The sequence below is a fragment of the Paraburkholderia ultramafica genome (assembly GCF_902859915.1).
GTDB classification, from domain to species: domain Bacteria; phylum Pseudomonadota; class Gammaproteobacteria; order Burkholderiales; family Burkholderiaceae; genus Paraburkholderia; species Paraburkholderia ultramafica.
In genome coordinates this window covers 1-15,268 of the sequence record NZ_CADIKK010000013.1, presented here as the reverse complement: position 1 = coordinate 15,268, position 15,268 = coordinate 1, and the positions used below count along the sequence as shown (strand labels likewise).

Annotated in this window: 17 protein-coding genes and 2 pseudogenes; 10 read left to right on the top strand and 9 right to left on the bottom strand. The window is 64.2% G+C overall.

Annotation, left to right across the window (positions count from 1 at the left end):
• Positions 1–145: 145 nt before the first annotated feature.
• The 6 genes from HV744_RS15220 to HV744_RS15195 all read left to right on the top strand — a co-directional run bounded on the left by HV744_RS15220 (position 146) and on the right by HV744_RS15195 (position 5,610).
• A complete protein-coding gene (locus HV744_RS15220) occupies positions 146–880 on the top strand; it encodes a chorismate--pyruvate lyase family protein (RefSeq protein ID WP_175150315.1) in 735 nt (244 codons plus the stop codon).
• Positions 880–1,356, top strand: a complete 477-nt coding sequence (locus HV744_RS15215) for a DNA-deoxyinosine glycosylase (protein ID WP_175150314.1) — start codon at positions 880–882, stop codon at positions 1,354–1,356. The genes HV744_RS15220 and HV744_RS15215 overlap by 1 nt, the downstream gene beginning before the upstream one ends.
• Positions 1,353–2,285, top strand: coding sequence for a class I SAM-dependent methyltransferase (locus HV744_RS15210; protein ID WP_175150313.1), 933 nt, complete (start codon positions 1,353–1,355; stop codon positions 2,283–2,285). Before HV744_RS15215 ends, HV744_RS15210 begins: the two co-directional genes overlap by 4 nt.
• Before the next feature lie 262 nt (positions 2,286–2,547).
• Positions 2,548–2,790 (top strand): DUF3311 domain-containing protein, encoded by a 243-nt coding sequence (locus HV744_RS15205; RefSeq protein ID WP_175150312.1) that lies wholly within the window; start codon positions 2,548–2,550, stop codon positions 2,788–2,790.
• Positions 2,787–4,337 carry a monocarboxylate uptake permease MctP gene (gene mctP / locus HV744_RS15200; RefSeq protein ID WP_175150311.1) on the top strand — a complete coding sequence of 517 codons (1,551 nt, stop codon included), beginning with the start codon at positions 2,787–2,789 and terminating at the stop codon, positions 4,335–4,337. Before HV744_RS15205 ends, mctP begins: the two co-directional genes overlap by 4 nt.
• 148 nt (positions 4,338–4,485) lie before the next feature.
• A complete protein-coding gene (locus HV744_RS15195) occupies positions 4,486–5,610 on the top strand; it encodes an FUSC family protein (protein WP_175150310.1) in 1,125 nt (374 codons plus the stop codon).
• Between the two features lie 169 nt (positions 5,611–5,779).
• On the opposite strand, the gene HV744_RS15190 is transcribed toward HV744_RS15195, so the two are convergent.
• Positions 5,780–6,196, bottom strand: coding sequence for a VOC family protein (locus HV744_RS15190; RefSeq protein ID WP_175150309.1), 417 nt, complete (start codon positions 6,194–6,196; stop codon positions 5,780–5,782).
• A 237-nt stretch (positions 6,197–6,433) separates the two neighbouring features.
• Entirely contained in the window at positions 6,434–7,387 is a 954-nt protein-coding gene (gene tal / locus HV744_RS15185) for a transaldolase (protein ID WP_175150308.1), read from the bottom strand.
• Positions 7,388–7,525: 138 nt separating this feature from the next.
• Here tal and HV744_RS15180 point away from each other — a divergent pair, with 138 nt between their 5' ends.
• A complete protein-coding gene (locus HV744_RS15180) occupies positions 7,526–7,708 on the top strand; it encodes a hypothetical protein (RefSeq protein WP_175150307.1) in 183 nt (60 codons plus the stop codon).
• A 66-nt stretch (positions 7,709–7,774) separates the two neighbouring features.
• Here HV744_RS15180 and HV744_RS15175 read toward each other — a convergent pair.
• The 3 genes and pseudogenes from HV744_RS15175 to HV744_RS15165 all read right to left on the bottom strand — a co-directional run.
• Positions 7,775–8,350: pseudogene (locus HV744_RS15175) on the bottom strand (benzoate/H(+) symporter BenE family transporter); the annotation flags it as partial.
• A gap of 40 nt (positions 8,351–8,390) precedes the next feature.
• Entirely contained in the window at positions 8,391–9,566 is a 1,176-nt protein-coding gene (locus HV744_RS15170) for a vWA domain-containing protein (RefSeq protein WP_175150306.1), read from the bottom strand.
• 101 nt (positions 9,567–9,667) lie between these two features.
• Positions 9,668–10,510: an AAA family ATPase gene (locus HV744_RS15165; RefSeq protein WP_175150305.1), complete on the bottom strand. Its 843-nt coding sequence runs from the start codon at positions 10,508–10,510 to the stop codon at positions 9,668–9,670.
• 337 nt (positions 10,511–10,847) lie between these two features.
• Between HV744_RS15165 and HV744_RS15160 the strand changes: the two genes are divergently transcribed.
• Positions 10,848–11,216 carry a c-type cytochrome gene (locus HV744_RS15160; RefSeq protein WP_175150304.1) on the top strand — a complete coding sequence of 123 codons (369 nt, stop codon included), beginning with the start codon at positions 10,848–10,850 and terminating at the stop codon, positions 11,214–11,216.
• Positions 11,217–11,263: 47 nt separating this feature from the next.
• Positions 11,264–11,647, top strand: coding sequence for a c-type cytochrome (locus HV744_RS15155; RefSeq protein ID WP_175150303.1), 384 nt, complete (start codon positions 11,264–11,266; stop codon positions 11,645–11,647).
• Between the two features lie 147 nt (positions 11,648–11,794).
• Here HV744_RS15155 and HV744_RS15150 read toward each other — a convergent pair whose 3' ends face one another.
• The 3 genes from HV744_RS15150 to rsxB all read right to left on the bottom strand — a co-directional run bounded on the left by HV744_RS15150 (position 11,795) and on the right by rsxB (position 13,839).
• Entirely contained in the window at positions 11,795–12,229 is a 435-nt protein-coding gene (locus HV744_RS15150; protein WP_175150302.1) for a DUF1841 family protein, read from the bottom strand.
• Between the two features lie 102 nt (positions 12,230–12,331).
• On the bottom strand, positions 12,332–12,976 hold the full coding sequence (nth, locus tag HV744_RS15145) for an endonuclease III (protein ID WP_175150301.1): 645 nt from the start codon (positions 12,974–12,976) through the stop codon (positions 12,332–12,334).
• Positions 12,977–12,996: 20 nt separating this feature from the next.
• Positions 12,997–13,839 carry an electron transport complex subunit RsxB gene (rsxB, locus tag HV744_RS15140; RefSeq protein ID WP_175150300.1) on the bottom strand — a complete coding sequence of 281 codons (843 nt, stop codon included), beginning with the start codon at positions 13,837–13,839 and terminating at the stop codon, positions 12,997–12,999.
• 237 nt (positions 13,840–14,076) lie between these two features.
• On the opposite strand from rsxB, the gene HV744_RS15135 reads away from it, so the two are divergent.
• Positions 14,077–14,709, top strand: coding sequence for a TetR/AcrR family transcriptional regulator (locus tag HV744_RS15135; RefSeq protein WP_175150299.1), 633 nt, complete (start codon positions 14,077–14,079; stop codon positions 14,707–14,709).
• A gap of 122 nt (positions 14,710–14,831) precedes the next feature.
• Here HV744_RS15135 and HV744_RS15130 read toward each other — a convergent pair.
• A pseudogene (locus tag HV744_RS15130) lies at positions 14,832–15,268 on the bottom strand (polyhydroxyalkanoate depolymerase); the annotation flags it as partial.

Here is a 15,268-nt window from a genome sequence, read left to right as displayed (position 1 = left end):
GCTGATAGGGGGAATCAGCGGTATCCGAAAACGGCGATCAGGTTGACGCGCTTCCACATCCGCGCTGTTGTCGCTGGAACGACGCGCGGCGAGCGACGGGCGCGCGGAAAATCGCCGGATGGCTGCGCCGTTATAATCCGACACCATGCCTACTCGTTTCGATGCCGCCGACGCCCACTGGCGCGTCGCGCCCTTACCCGGCTTTAGCGCCGCCCAGAAAGACTGGTTGACCCGTGGCGGTTCGCTGACCGCGCATCTGCGCGCGCTCGGCGCGGTCGCGGTGCGCGTCACGCGCGAATGCGTCGCGCTGCCATGGAGCGACGAGATCGCCGCGCTCGGTCTTGTGCCGCGTGCACCCGTGTGGGTTCGGGAAGTGGTGTTGCAGGTGGACGGCGTGCCGTTTGTCGCCGCGCATAGCGTGACGCCTCGCGCGGCGAGCGTCGGCGTGTGGCAGGCCACGCGGCGCTTGCGCACGCGGCCGCTCGCCGAACTGCTGTATAGCGACAGCAGCGTGGCGCGTTCGTCGCTGGTGAGCCGCAGGGTCGGCGCGCGTCATCCGTTATACCGGTTGGCCGCGCGTGAAGTCGACGGCGTGCCGCCGCATGCGCTGGTCGCGCGCCGCTCGGTGTTCGAGCGTCACGGCGCGCCGCTGATGGTGACCGAGTGCATGTTGCCGGCGTTGTGGGCGTGTCTGGCGTCGTCGTGTGGGGCGGCCATTTCAGACATTGCGGGCAGTGCGGACAGTGCGGGCGCGGGTGCCGCGACTGCGCATGCGCAACACGCAGCGCAATCGCGCGTGCGCGAACACGGCCGTCCGCTCGAACACACCGTCTCACGCGCGCATCCCGCGCCGCGCCCATCCGACGAACGGAGCCGCTGATGCTGCGCGGCTTTCCTCCGGTCGCCGCGGCCGATACGCACACGCTGATTCTAGGCAGCTTTCCCGGTGAAGCGTCGCTCGCCGCGACCCAGTACTACGCGCATCCGCGCAACCAGTTCTGGCGCTTGCTCGGCGCGGTGCTCGATGAACCGCAACTCGCCGAACTCACGTACGAAGAGCGCCTGCGGCGTGTGCTCGCGCATGGCATCGGCGTGTGGGACGTGCTCGCCGCGTGCACGCGCGAGGGCAGTCTCGACGCGGCGATCCGCAACGCCAGTCCCAACGATTTCGCTTCGCTGCGCGCGCACGCGCCGAAGCTCGCGAAAGTCTGCTTCAACGGCAAGACGGCGGGCCGCTTCGCGCCGGTGATCGGCGCGGCGGGCTATGCCACTCTCGTATTGCCTTCGTCGAGTCCGGCGAATGCTATGCTCTCGTTCGACCAAAAATTGCGCCTCTGGCGCGACATCCTTACATGACGAAATTGATCAAGCGCGCTTCGGCCGAGGCGCGTGCCTTCCGTAATCGTGACGCGGACGCCGCCGGCGGCAAACAGAAAATCCAGAGAACCCTGAAAGCCGTGCGCAACAACCAGCGCGTGTCGCTCGACGACGATCTGCACGACGCGCCGCAAATCGAAGCGCCGCGCAAGCCGCGTTTCGCGCCGGTGACGTTCTCGGAAGAGGGCGGCGTGCGCTTTCTGCATTTCGGCACGGAATGGGTGCAAGGCGCGATGCGTCTGCGCAAGCCGGATCACATCGAACTCGAATACGCGCAGCAGATGATGGCCTGGCTGCTGTTCATCGAAACGCCCACGCGCATCGTCCAGCTCGGTCTGGGCGCGGCGGCGCTGACCAAGTTCGCGCACCGCTTCCTGAAGCGCGCGAAGGTCGAGGCGGTCGAAGTGAACCCGGCGGTGGTGGTGGCCGCGCGCACGATGTTCGAACTGCCGCACGACGATGCGCGTCTGACCGTGCACGAAACCGATGCGTGGGACTTCGTCAACGACCGCGCCAATCACGGCACGATCGGCGCATTGCAGATCGACGTCTATGACGCGACCGCGCGCGGCCCCGTGCTCGACAGCGTCGGCTTCTATCGCGCGGCGCGCGCGTGTCTGACCGGCGCGGGCGTGGTGACGGTGAATCTGTTCGGCGATCATCCGAGCTTCGTGCGCAACATGAAGCGTCTGAACGAAGCGTTCGACGGCCGCGTGATCGCGCTGCCGGAAGTGCACGACGGCAACCGCATCGCGATTGCGTTTTCGGGCCCGGCGCTCGACGTGCCGTTCACCGCGCTGCAGACGCGCGCGAAGCTGATCGAAGCGCAACTCGGCTTGCCGGCGCGCAAGTGGATCAAGGGGATGCAGGAATCGACCGGGCAGAAGGGCGCGTCGTTCTCGATCTGATTCTGATCGCCGCAGTGGCCGGGCCGGCGCGCACCCCGGCTAGCTCCGCGGCCCGATCCAGCACGCATCGACCCTCTTTTCTCCGCCATCGAAGCACCGTCGCGCCTCGGGTCGTCCCTGCTTGACCGCGCGTTCGCGGCTCCTATACTCTTTCGGAGCTTTCGGGGCGCCTGTGGCCATACGCGGGGCGGCCACCCGCCGTGGGATCCACTTCCCGTCAAAACACGGGCCGACAATTCAAAAACAGGAAAGAGGAGACGTCATGGCTCACGACGCCGACGCGAACAAAGCCAGCAAGCACTGGCTCTGGTTGCTGCTGCTGCCCTGGATCGCGATGCTCTGGGTGCCGTCGTACAACAGGATCGAACCGCAACTGTTCGACTTCCCGTTCTTCTACTGGTATCAGCTGCTGTGGGTGTTGATCAGCGCCGTCATCACGGCGCTCGTGTACTTCAAGACCAAATCGCGCTACACCGGCCGTCCGCAAGGGGGCGCGCAACAATGAACACGATCGCAACTTTCGTCTTCGTCCTGTTTTTCATCGGCGTCACCATTCTCGGCTTTGTCGCGGCCCACTGGCGGCGCGGCGATCTCGCCCATCTGGAAGAGTGGGGCCTCGGCGGCCGGCGCTTCGGCACCATCGTCACGTGGTTCCTGCTGGGCGGCGACCTGTACACCGCGTACACTTTCATCGCCGTGCCGGCGCTGGTGTTCGGCGCGGGAGCAACCGGCTTCTTCGCGCTGCCGTACACGATCCTGATCTATCCGTTCGCGTTCGTCGTGTTCCCGAAACTGTGGAGCATCGCCAAACGTCACGGCTACGTGACATCGGCGGACTTCGTGTCGGCCCGCTATGGCAGCCGCATGCTCGCGCTGGCGATCGCCGTGACCGGCATCGTCGCGACCATGCCGTACATCGCGCTGCAACTGGTCGGTATCGAAGTGGTGATCGGCGCGCTCGGTTTCGACACCCAGGGCTTTGTCGGCGATCTGCCGCTGATCATCGCGTTCGCGATCCTCGCGGCGTACACCTACACGTCGGGCCTGCGCGCGCCGGCGATGATCGCGGTGGTCAAGGACATCCTGATCTACGTGACGATCTTCGCCGCGATCGTCGTGATTCCGCCGCAACTGGGCGGCTTCGGCCATATCTTCAGTGTGGTGCCGCCGGCCAAGCTGCTGCTGAAGTCGCCGGACGCATCGAGCCTGAACGGCTACAGCGCGTACGCGACGCTCGCGGTGGGCTCGGCGCTCGCGCTGTTCCTGTATCCGCACTCGATCACCGCGGTGCTGTCGTCGAAGTCGGGTAACACGATTCGCCGCAACATGGCGCTGCTGCCGGCCTATTCGCTGGTGCTCGGGCTGCTCGCGCTGCTCGGCTTCATGGCGCTCGCGGCCGGCGTGAAGGACATGCCGGAATTCGTGCCGTACTTCAAGGCCTTCGGCCCGAACTTCGCGGTGCCGGCGCTGTTCCTGCACTTCTTCCCGTCGTGGTTCGTCGGCGTGGCATTCGCGGCGATCGGTATCGGCGCGCTGGTGCCGGCGGCGATCATGTCGATCGCGGCGGCCAACCTGTACACGCGAAACGTCCACAAGGAGTTCGTAAACCGCAACATGACGCACGAACAGGAGACCAATGTCGCCAAGCTGGTCTCGCTGATCGTCAAGGTCGGCGCGGTCGCGTTCATTCTCGGCCTGCCGCTCACGTACGCGATCCAGTTGCAACTGCTCGGCGGCATCTGGATCATCCAGACGCTGCCGGCCATCGTGCTGGGTCTGTACACGCGCGTGCTCGACTACCGCGGCCTGCTGGCAGGCTGGGCGGCCGGCATCGCCACCGGCACGTGGATGGCGGTGTCGCTGAAGCTGGCCAGCTCGATCTTCACGATCCACCTGTTCGGCATGGCGATTCCGGGCTATGCGGCGGTGTGGTCGCTGATCGTGAACCTGGTGGTGGCGGTGGTGGTGAGCCTGCTGGTGCGCGCGGTCGGCATGCAGCGCGGCGAAGACCGCACCCATCCGGAAGATTATCTGGATGTGGTCGAAAGCTGATTGAGCGGCTTGATGCTGCTCGGCCGTACTCCGTTCGACAGCTTGAAAAACTCAGCGCCCGCAGACGAAAGTTTGCGGGCGTTTGTCTTTACCGGGCACTCCAGGGCAGGATAGCGGAACCGTCCTTCAATGCGTGCGTCGCGCCACCATGGCTTCTGCCGATTCCCAGACTGTGATTCCACGCCGCTCGGCGCTCAGCCGGATGGTTCGCGCAGTGACATCGCCTTACTACCGCTATCGCCACGCGAAGGTGCTGCACAGCCTGCGCGTCGGCCTCGCGATGCTGGTTTCGATTCTGGCGACCACCGGCATCGACATTCCGCACGGCATCTGGTCGTCGGTGACGCTGCTGGTGGTGATCGGCGGCTTGCAGCATCACGGCAATATCCGCAAGAAGGCGGCCGAGCGGGCGGCGGGGACGCTGCTTGGGGCGTCGATCGGGCTGCTGCTGATCGTGCAGCAGAATCTGCTCGGCTCGCTGCCGCTCACCTATGTCCTGATGGCGGTCGTCGCGTCGATCTGCGCGTGGTTCGCGATCGGGTCGTCCGGCTATGTCGGGCTGCTGACGGCGATCACGATGTGCATCGTCGCGGGTCACGGCAACAACCTGATCGACGTCGGCTTGTGGCGCACGCTGAACGTGCTGATCGGCATTGTGATCGCGCTGGCGTTTTCGTTCGTATTGCCGCTGCACGCGACGTATTCGTGGCGCTACGGGCTCGCGGCCAATCTGCGCGAATGCGCGTCGATCTACGCGCGCCTGCTGGATGGCGAGACCACCAGCGAGGAGGAGCAGGTCAAGCGCTTTCTGCAAATCAACAACCGGCTGGTGCAGCTGCGCTCGCTGATGCCGTCGGTGGCGAAGGAAATCGACGTGCCGCAGGCGAAGCTGGAAGAGATCCAGCGGCTGCATCGCTCGGTGCTCAGCGCGCTGGAGTTGCTCGCGACCGGCCCGCTGATGCAGGCCGATGTCATGGCGCGCACTGCGTATGCCGACCAATGCGGCGTCGAGGTCCGCGCCGTGCGCGCGATTTTGCTGGCGATCGCGCGCGGACTGCGCTTTGGCCGCGCGACGCACTTCGGCATTCCGGCCGCGTCGCCGCTCGCGCAGACGCACGGCGGCCGGGCGCTCGGGCTGCCGCCCGATTTGCAGGGGCCGTATTGGCTCGGGCAGCGGCTCGCGGAGCAGGTGGAGCGGCTCCGTGCGCTGTTGCTGGAGACCGAGCCGAACTGGAATATCGAGCGGCACTCGCGGAGTTTGCTGAAGGGGTAGGCAGACAGTGGCGGCGGTGGTGGGTGAAGGTTCATGGGCAGCGGGCCCGCCGCTTGCTGGCGTGGCGGCGGCTGGGCTGGCCGCCGTCGGCGGGGCGTGCTTTCACGCGCTGTGACGTCGTCGCGCTCTTAGGCGCTTGCGCTCTCAGGCTTCACCGCCTCGCCACGCTTCAAGCCTCCGGCACGCTCACCATCCACATGAGACCGAAGCGGTCCACCACCATCCCGAAGCCCTTGCTCCAGAAGGTGGGCTGAAACGGCATCGCCACCTGTCCGGCGTCGCTCAGGGCGTCGAAGTATTTTTTGGCGGACGCGTCGTCGTCGGCCGTCAGCGACAGGCTGAAGCCGCTCATCGGACTGGCCGCGGGGTCGCAATTGCCGTCGGACGCCATCCAGGTGGTCGAACCCATCCGCACGCTGGCGTGCATGATTTTCTCTTCGAGACCGGGGCGCGGCTGGTTCGCCGCATCCGGCGGCGCCTCCTTGAAGCGCATCTTGAGGATCACTTCGGCGCCGAGCTTTGCGCAGTAGTACTCGAGCGCTTCTTCGCAACGGCCGTTGAAAAACACGTAGGGCTGAACGTACATGATCGTCTCCTGGAACAGAGTTGGCGGCACCGTCATGTCCCGGCCAGTGGCGACAGGGAACGGGCGCGCAATCGATTGTAGTCGTCTGTTGCCGCGTGGATTGTGACGTTATTGCGTAGGGTCAAGCGGTGGCGCTGACGGTCTCGAAGCGGGTCCGTAAACGGCGAGCGGCCCTGAACCGTGAGGTCCAGGGCCGCTCGCCTGGCCGCGTGAATCAGGCGGCGCGCGAAACGCGGCTTAACGCAGCGCTTCGATCAGCTTTTCCAGCTTGACGGCGTCCGCGGCGAATGCGCGGATACCTTCGGCGAGCTTATCGGTTGCCATTGCTTCGTCGTTGACGAGGAAGCGGAACGACGCTTCGTCGACCGGCACGCGCTCGATACTCGCGTCGTTGGACATCTCCGGCGACAGTTTGCGTTCGACCTTGTCGGTGCTGTCCTGCAGCTTCTGCAGCAGATCCGGGCTGATGGTCAGCAGATCGCAGCCGGCCAGTTCCAGAATCTGACCGGGCGTGCGGAAGCTCGCGCCCATCACCTCGGTCTTGTAGCCGAACTTCTTGTAGTACGCGTAAATGCGGCGCACCGATTTGACGCCGGGGTCGTTGGCGCCGCCGTCTTTCGCTTCGTCCCACGCGCTACCGGCGTTCTTCTTGTACCAGTCGTAGATGCGGCCGACGAACGGCGAGATCAGTTGCGCACCGGCTTCGGCACAGGCGGCCGCCTGGGCGAGCGAGAACAGCAGCGTCATATTGCAGTGGATGCCTTCCTTCTGCAGCACTTCCGCCGCGCGGACGCCTTCCCACGTGGAGGCCAGCTTGATCAGCACGCGTTCGCGGCCGATGCCGTGCTCCTTGTACAGCGCGATCAGTTCATGGCCCTTGGCGATCGAGCCTTTGACGTCGAACGACAGGCGCGCGTCGACTTCGGTCGACACGCGGCCCGGGATGATCTTGAGGATTTCCGTGCCGAAGGCGATCAGCAACTGATCGATGATCGCGCCGACCGGTTTCGACGCGTGCGCTTTCACGGTCTTTTCGAGCAGCGGCCGGTAGTCGTCTTTCTGCACCGCCTTCAGAATCAGCGACGGATTGGTGGTCGCGTCCTGCGGCTTGTATTGGGCAAGCTGCTGGAAGTCGCCGGTATCGGCGACGACGGTGGTGTATTGCTTGAGTTGATCGAGTGCGGTTGTCATGTTCGAGCCTTCAGGGCGCGTTTGCGCCGTGGTTCAGGAGAAATGAGGTCGCCGCCGGACTGACAGGACGAAATCAGCACCGGCGGCCGCGGGTCACGCTGCAGCGTTGCCCGTGATGTTGCCGGGAAGCGCTGCCGGATGCATCTATTCTATGGCGGATCGCCTGATCCGGTATTGAGACTTGGCCCCGGCGATCCGTTCACGGGGATTTCTGGCGGCGAGGACGTGTGGAACGTCGTGGATGGCTCCGGCGGCGCCGGCTTTGCGGCAGGCGTCTGGATATTCGCCGACCTTACCATGCCGTCCGTGTTGCAGCCGTAAGCCGTCAGCCGTCAGCCACCAGCAAGCCCTCAGCGCGTCACGCGCGCCGCGCGTTCAGCACCAACTGGTGGTCGGAATCGCGTAGCGTGGCGTGAGCCGTTTGACGATCAGGTAGGTGAAGAACATCGTCAGCACGAGTGCGGTCTGGAATTGCGCCGCGCGGAAAATCTCGATGCCGATCTCGAACAGAATGCCCGCCAGCAACGCCGACGCGATGGCGGCCGGGATCTTCTTCATCAGCGTGTCGAACCAGCCGGTAAGGCCGACCACCGTCAGCAGCGCCGCGCAGACGATAAACGCGCCGATCGCCTGCGCATACGCCACATGCGGCAGCGACGACACCAGCAGCGCCGCGCCGGGCGTCGACCACGCAATCACGATCGGCGCGCGAAAGCGCAGCGACAGGCCGATCGTGCACACGGCCATGCCGATCGACAGCGCCCAGATCCACGATGAAATCTGCGCGCTGCTCAGATACGCGGCCTGGCCCGCCTGGAACATCAGCACGAGCGAGCTGGTGTAGCCCGTCATCATCGCGACGAAGCCGGCGACGAGGGTGGACAGCGACGTGTCGGCGATCGGATTGAAACGCCTGGGCGGCGCGGCGGCAGGGGATAGCTCGGACGATGAAGAAGGGCTCATGCAAATGCTTTCTTATAGTTGAAGGTGTTACGCGACAGCCTTATTTGCTCAGCATGCGCATCGCGGTCTCCAGCCCGGCGAGCGTGAGCGGGTACATCCGGTGGCCGAGCACTTCGCGGATCGCGCTGACCGATTGCCGGTACGCCCACAAACCTTCCGGTTCGGGATTGAGCCACGCGTGATGCGGGAAGTGATCCGCGAGGCGGCGCAGCCACACCGCGCCGGCTTCGGCGTTGTTGTATTCCACCGAGCCGCCCGGCTGCAGCACTTCGTAAGGGCTCATCGTCGCGTCGCCGACGAAGATCAGCTTGTAGTCGGGCGTGAACTTGTGCAGCATGTCCCACGTCGGCATGCGCTCGGCATGGCGGCGGCGGTTGTTCTTCCACAGGAAGTCGTACACGCAGTTGTGGAAGTAATAGAACTCGAGATGCTTGAACTCGGCCTTCGCGGCGGAGAACAGCTCTTCGGTGCGCTTGATGTGATCGTCCATCGAGCCGCCGACGTCGAGCAGCATCAGCACCTTCACCTTGTTGTGCCGCTCGGGCACCATCTTCAGGTCGAGCCAGCCGGCGTTCGCGGCGGTGCTGCGGATCGTGTCGGGCAGATCGAGCTCTTCGGCGGCGCCTTCGCGCGCGAAGCGGCGCAAGCGGCGCAACGCGACCTTGATATTGCGCGTGCCGATTTCGACCTGGTCGTCGTAGTCGCGATAGGCGCGCGCCTCCCACACCTTGACGGCCGTGCGATTGCCTGCCGCGTCGCCGCCAATGCGCACGCCTTCCGGGTTGTAGCCGCCATTGCCGAACGGCGACGTGCCGCCCGTGCCGATCCATTTGCTGCCGCCTTCGTGGCGCTCCTGCTGTTCGTCGAACAGTTCCTTGAGGCGCTCCATCAGCTTGTCGAGGCCGCCCATCGCTTCGATCTGGGCTTTTTCTTCCGGCGACAGGTCGCGTTGCAGCTTCTTCTTCAGCCAGTCGAGCGGGACGTCGAACGCCAGCTCCGACGCTTGCGCGACACCGTTGAAATACGCGCCGAATGCCTGGTCGAACTTGTCGAAATACTGTTCGTCCTTGACCAGCGTGATGCGCGCGAGATAGTAGAACTCGTCGAGCGACGGCGCGATCACGTTGGCTTTGAGCGCTTCGAGCAGCGTCAGGTATTCCTTCACCGACACCGGCAGCCTGGCGGCGCGCAGCGAATAGAAGAAGTCGATCAGCATGCTGTGTCCCGTGCAGGATAGTTGCTGCCGCGGCGAATGGTCGGTGCGGCGCGCTGAGCGGCGGCGGGTCGTGATTCAACCGGCCGCCGCTCAACGATCAATCAACGGTTATTGCGGTTCATGAAGATCAGCCGCTCGAACAGGCTCACGTCCTGCTCGTTCTTCAGCAGCGCGCCGTGCAGCGGCGGAATGATCTGCTTCTGGTCGGACGAACGCAGCGCTTCCGGAGGAATGTCTTCGGCGAGCAGCAGCTTGAGCCAGTCGAGCAGCTCCGACGTGGACGGCTTCTTCTTCAGCCCCGCAACGTTGCGCAGCTCGAAAAAGCTCTGCATGGCCGCGGCGAGCAGTTCCTTCTTGATGCCGGGGTAGTGCACCCCGACGATCTGCTGCATCGTGGCCGGATCCGGAAACTTGATGTAGTGGAAGAAGCAGCGGCGCAGGAACGCGTCGGGCAGTTCCTTCTCGTTGTTCGACGTGATGATCACGAGCGGACGCTGTTTGGCGCGGATCAGCTCGTGCGTCTCGTACACGTAGAACTCCATGCGATCGAGTTCGCGCAGCAGGTCGTTCGGGAATTCGATGTCGGCCTTGTCGATCTCGTCGATCAGCAGCACCGTTTGCTCGTCCGACTCGAACGCCTGCCACAGCACGCCCTTGACGATGTAGTTGCGGATCTCCTTGACGCGCTCGTCGCCGAGTTGCGAATCGCGCAGACGCGACACCGCATCGTATTCGTACAAACCCTGCTGGGCCTTGGTGGTGGACTTGATATGCCACTGCTGGAGCGGCATGCCGAGCGCGGCGGCGACCTCTTCGGCGAGCATGGTCTTGCCGGTGCCCGGTTCGCCCTTGATCAGCAACGGGCGCTTCAGCGTCATCGCGGCGTTGACCGCGAGCTTGAGGTCGTCGGTGGCGACGTACTGCGATGAGCCTTCGAAACGCATGGTGAGATGCTCTTTTTGCGGAAAAAACCCAGTATAAGTCAGAAGGCCTGTTGGCCTGAAACCGGCTCGCGTATGGTGTCAGCCGCGGTGTCACCTGAAGCACCGCACGACAGAGCGTGTGCGCATGCGGTGCACGGCGGGCCTGCCGGAGTAAAGTGGCGCTGGCCGTGGCTTTGCAGTGGGCGCTCGCGCCGCCGGCCCCGCGCGGTGGACGTTCGGCGCGGCGTCGCGGTACAATTAGCCCGATTTTTTTGGCCTGCGTGGCTACCGTATAAGAAGAACGGCGCGGGCCGTTGCCTTTTTGGGCGCCCGTTCCCCTCAAGCCAGGTTACATGCTATGAATAAATTCGTTGGCAAACACGTCGTGATCGCAGCGCTGTCGGTGCTCGCGGGCTATGCGGGCAGTGTGCAGGCAGCGGATGTCGTCGGCAACGCGAAGGCGGGCCAGGACAAGGTCGCGATGTGTATCGGCTGCCACGGCATCCCCGAATACCGCACGGCTTATCCCGAGGTCTACCGCGTGCCGAAGCTCGGCGGCCAGAATCAGGCGTACCTCGAAAACGCGCTGCGTGGCTACAAGAAGGGCGACCGCCATTTCGATACGATGCATGCAATCGCCGTCTCGCTGACGGATCAGGACATCGCCGACATCGCTGCCTACTACGCAGCGCAAAATTCCTCTTCGAAGAGCAATCCCGACAAGTGATCGGCGTCGGTCACTCGGCAATTAATATTCGCGGGATAGGAGATTTCATGATTAAGCCCCAACAGGCACTCCACACGGTGTTCAAGGCTGCATGCGCGTCGGCGGCAGTGATCGGTCTGGTTGCAGCGAACGTCGCGCACGCGGCCGACGCCGGCAACGGCAAGGTGCTGTCCGACACCCATAACTGCGCGGCTTGCCACGGCGTCAACCTGAACAAGCCAGTGAGCCCGGAGTATCCGAAACTCGCCGGCCAGCACGCCGACTACATCTACTGGGCGCTGCGCCAATACCAGATGGGCACCGGCAACCCGCACCTCGGTCGCAACAATGCGATCATGCAGGCGCAGGTGCAAAGCCTGTCGCAAAGCGACATGAAAGACATCGCCGCGTACGTCGAATCGCTGAGCGGCGATCTGGTGCAGAAGAAGTAAGCGCGTCGCAAGGCTTGAGCGTGGTTTGCGCGCTGCTTGCAGATTTGAACGACACCCCGCCTCGGCGGGGTGTTTTGTTTTGGGGCTGGCTGGCGCGAGTGTGAGTTCAGTCCTTCGACTTGTGCCCGGCCTTACCCGGTTCAGCCCTCAGTCGCGCGTAGCGCGCCGCTCGATCCGCTGCAAGTAAGCATCGGTATCCGGCGGTGTGCCGGTGCGCTGCGCTTCCCAGATGGTTTCGCCGAGGCAATCCATGATCGCGTGCTGCGCTTCGTGAGTCGAGCCGAGGCGGGCGGCGAGCCGCTCGTGCGCCGCACGAATGCCGGGCGGCTGGTCGATCGACAACTGTTCGGTGATCGCCAGGTGCATCGACAGATGCAGGAACGGGTTGGTCTGGCCGCGTTCGGGCGAGTAGTCCTGCGCCTGGGCGGCGCCGGTGTCGCTCAGGTCGGCATGGTATTCGGGATGCTCGACGATCCAGTCGGCGGCAATCGCCTCCAGCGGCGTCAGGATCTCGCCGTGACGCTGCTTGCGCCAGGTGTCGGTGAAAAAGAGACGGACTTCGTCACGGCTGGGATTGAACATCGTGGAACCGGTGCGTTTGAGAGGGGCGTGCGAGACAGGCGCGCAGCCCAGCATTTTACGCCGGGGCAGCGCGCGCTGCTGGCGGCGCGCGGCGCGCGGCGCTCAGAGATCCGGTGGCGGCGTCTTCGGCCGGAACTCGCAGAGCGGCTCGATCACGCAATGCCAGCATTCGGGGCGGCGCGCCTTGCAGACATAACGGCCGTGCAGGATCAGCCAGTGGTGCGCATCGTGCTTGAACTCGGCGGGCGTGAACTTCTCCAGCGCCGCTTCGACCGCGCGAACGTCCTTGCCGGGCGCGAGCCCGGTTCGATTGGCAACCCGAAAGATGTGCGTATCCACCGCGATGGTCGGATGACCGAACGCCGTGTTCAGGATCACGTTGGCCGTTTTGCGGCCGACCCCCGGCAGGCTCTCGAGCGCTTCACGATCCTCGGGCACTTCGCCGCCGTACTGGTCGAGCAGAATGCGGCAGGTCGCGATGACGTTCTTCGCCTTGGTTCGATAGAGGCCGATCGTCTTGATGTAGCCGGCCACGCCTTCCTCGCCGAGATCGAGCACCTGCTGCGGCGTGTTCGCGACCGGGAACATCTTGCGCATCGCCCTGTTGACCGACACGTCCGTGGCCTGCGCCGACAACAGCACGGCGATCAGCAGTTCGAACGCAGAGGTGTACTCAAGCTCGGTGGTCGGATGCGGGTTCAGGCTCTGAAGCGTTTCGTAGATGGCGCGGCGTTTGTTCGCGTTCATGCGGAGCGTGGCAGGTGCGCTTAGCGCGGATTGGACGGCTTGTCGGTGTCGTCGTCGGTGAGTCCGAGACGGCGGCGGCGTGCTTCGGCGGCGTCGATCTGCGCCTGCACGTCGGCGCTGACGCGTTCGGTGTTCAACGGACCCTGGCCTTTGGCGGCCAGTTCTTCTTTCTTCTTGCGGGCACGCTCGAGCGCGGCCTGGATGATCGCGCGTTTGTTCGCTTCGGCGTCGTCCGCGACGGGCGCAGTGGGCGTTGCAGTGGCGCCGGTTTGCGTGGCCTGAATCGCCTCGGTAGCCTGCGCTGCGGGTGCGCTGCCGGCCCGCCGCGCCGCCGCGCGCGCTTCGGCGGCTTCACGCTCACGTGCCAGACGGGCTTCGCGACGGTCATGGCGCGTGCGCGCGGCGTCGGCCTGGCTCTGGCTCCATGCGTCCCAGCCGGTTGCGTCGCCCGTGACCGGCGGCATCGCAATGCAGTCGACCGGGCACGGCGGCACGCACAGATCGCAGCCGGTGCAGAGCTCGGCGATCACCGTGTGCATCTGTTTCGGTGCGCCAACTATCGCATCGACCGGACAGGCCTGCATGCACAACGTGCAGCCGATACACACCTGCTCGTCGATAACCGCCAACGGACGCGCCCGTTCGACGCCGTTGGCGGAATTGAGCGGAATCACCGGCTTGCCGAGCAGCGCGGCAAGCCGCGCGATGCCTTCGGCACCGCCTGGGGGACACTGGTTGTAATTGGCCTCGCCGTTTGCGACGGCTTCGGCATAAGGACGGCATGCGGGATAACCGCATTTCGTGCATTGCGTTTGGGGCAGCAGATTTTCGATGCGATCTGCAAGTATTTTGATATCTGTCACGGTCACGACGTGGGGGCTTGCCTTGCGGCCGCACAGCTTGAACTAAATAGCACATTATCGCCGATTTCCCCAATTGCCATCCGCAATCCATGTGCCATAATCGAAGCGCTTTTTCGAAAGACCGCAGAAAAGGGTGTCCCCCAACCATGGCGCGCCCGTTCAACGCTGTCGGTGCAAGGCCCGAGGAGAGGCCGGCGGCGCGATCCGGATAACGCGGCTCACGAAGACGATGCCACCATGAATCAGCCGAAAATCAAAAGAGATCCTGAAGGCACGCGGCGCCGCATTCTGCTTGCGGCAGCCGAAGAGTTTGCAAATGGAGGGCTATTCGGCGCACGCGTCGATCAGATTGCCCGCCGCGCGGAAACGAATGAACGCATGCTCTATTACTACTTCGGTAGTAAGGAGCAGCTTTTCACCGCCGTACTCGAGCACGCATTCAGCGCGCTCAACGAAGCGGAACGCACGCTCGAACTGAATGGCGTAGCGCCGGTCGAGGCCGTGACGCGTCTCGCGCATTTTGTTTGGGATTACTACCGCGATCACCCCGAGCTGCTGCGTCTGATCAACAACGAGAATCTGCACGAAGCGCGCTACATGTCGAAGTCGACGCGGATCCGCGAAATGATCTCGCCGATCGTCGCCACGCTCGGCGGCATTCTCGAACGCGGTCAGCGCGCGGGACTGTTTCGCACCAACGTCGATCCGCTGCGCTTTTACGTGACGCTGTCGGGCATGGGCTACTACATTGTGTCGAATCGTTTCACGCTCGAAGCGACGCTCGGCCGCGACTTCAGCAGCGCCGGCGAACGCGGCGAAGTCATTCAGATGAACACCGAGTTGCTGCTCGCGTATCTGTTGCGCAAGTAGACGCGCTGCGTGGCGCGCGTGGTGCGCGCCGGGCGTGTCATAAGCGGTTGTCACAAGGCAGCATCACAAACGACAACGGCCTCCGAAGAGGCCGTTGTTGCCAACTGCTGCACGCGCGGTACTCAGGCTTCGACCTTTTCCTTCGCGGGCTTGGTCGCCTTGTTGTGCTCGAGGATGAAGTCGCGCAACTGCGGATAAATGATGGTGCGCCAGCGGCGTCCCGAGAAAATGCCGTAGTGGCCGCATTTTTCCGCGGTGAAGTGACGCTTGTTTTGCTCCGGAATGCCGGTGCACAACTCGTGCGCGGCATAGGTCTGCCCGTCGCCGGAAATGTCGTCCAGTTCGCCTTCGATCGTGAACAGCGCGGTCTTCGTGATGTCCTGCGGCCTTACCCGCTCGCCGTCGACGTCCCACGTGCCTTCGGCCAGACGGAATTCCTGGAACACCACGCGGATCGTATCGAGGTAATAGGCCGCGTCCATGTCGAGCACCGCGTTGTACTCGTCGTAGAAGCGGCGATGCGCTTCCGCATCGTCTTCGTCGCCGCGCAGCAGGCTCT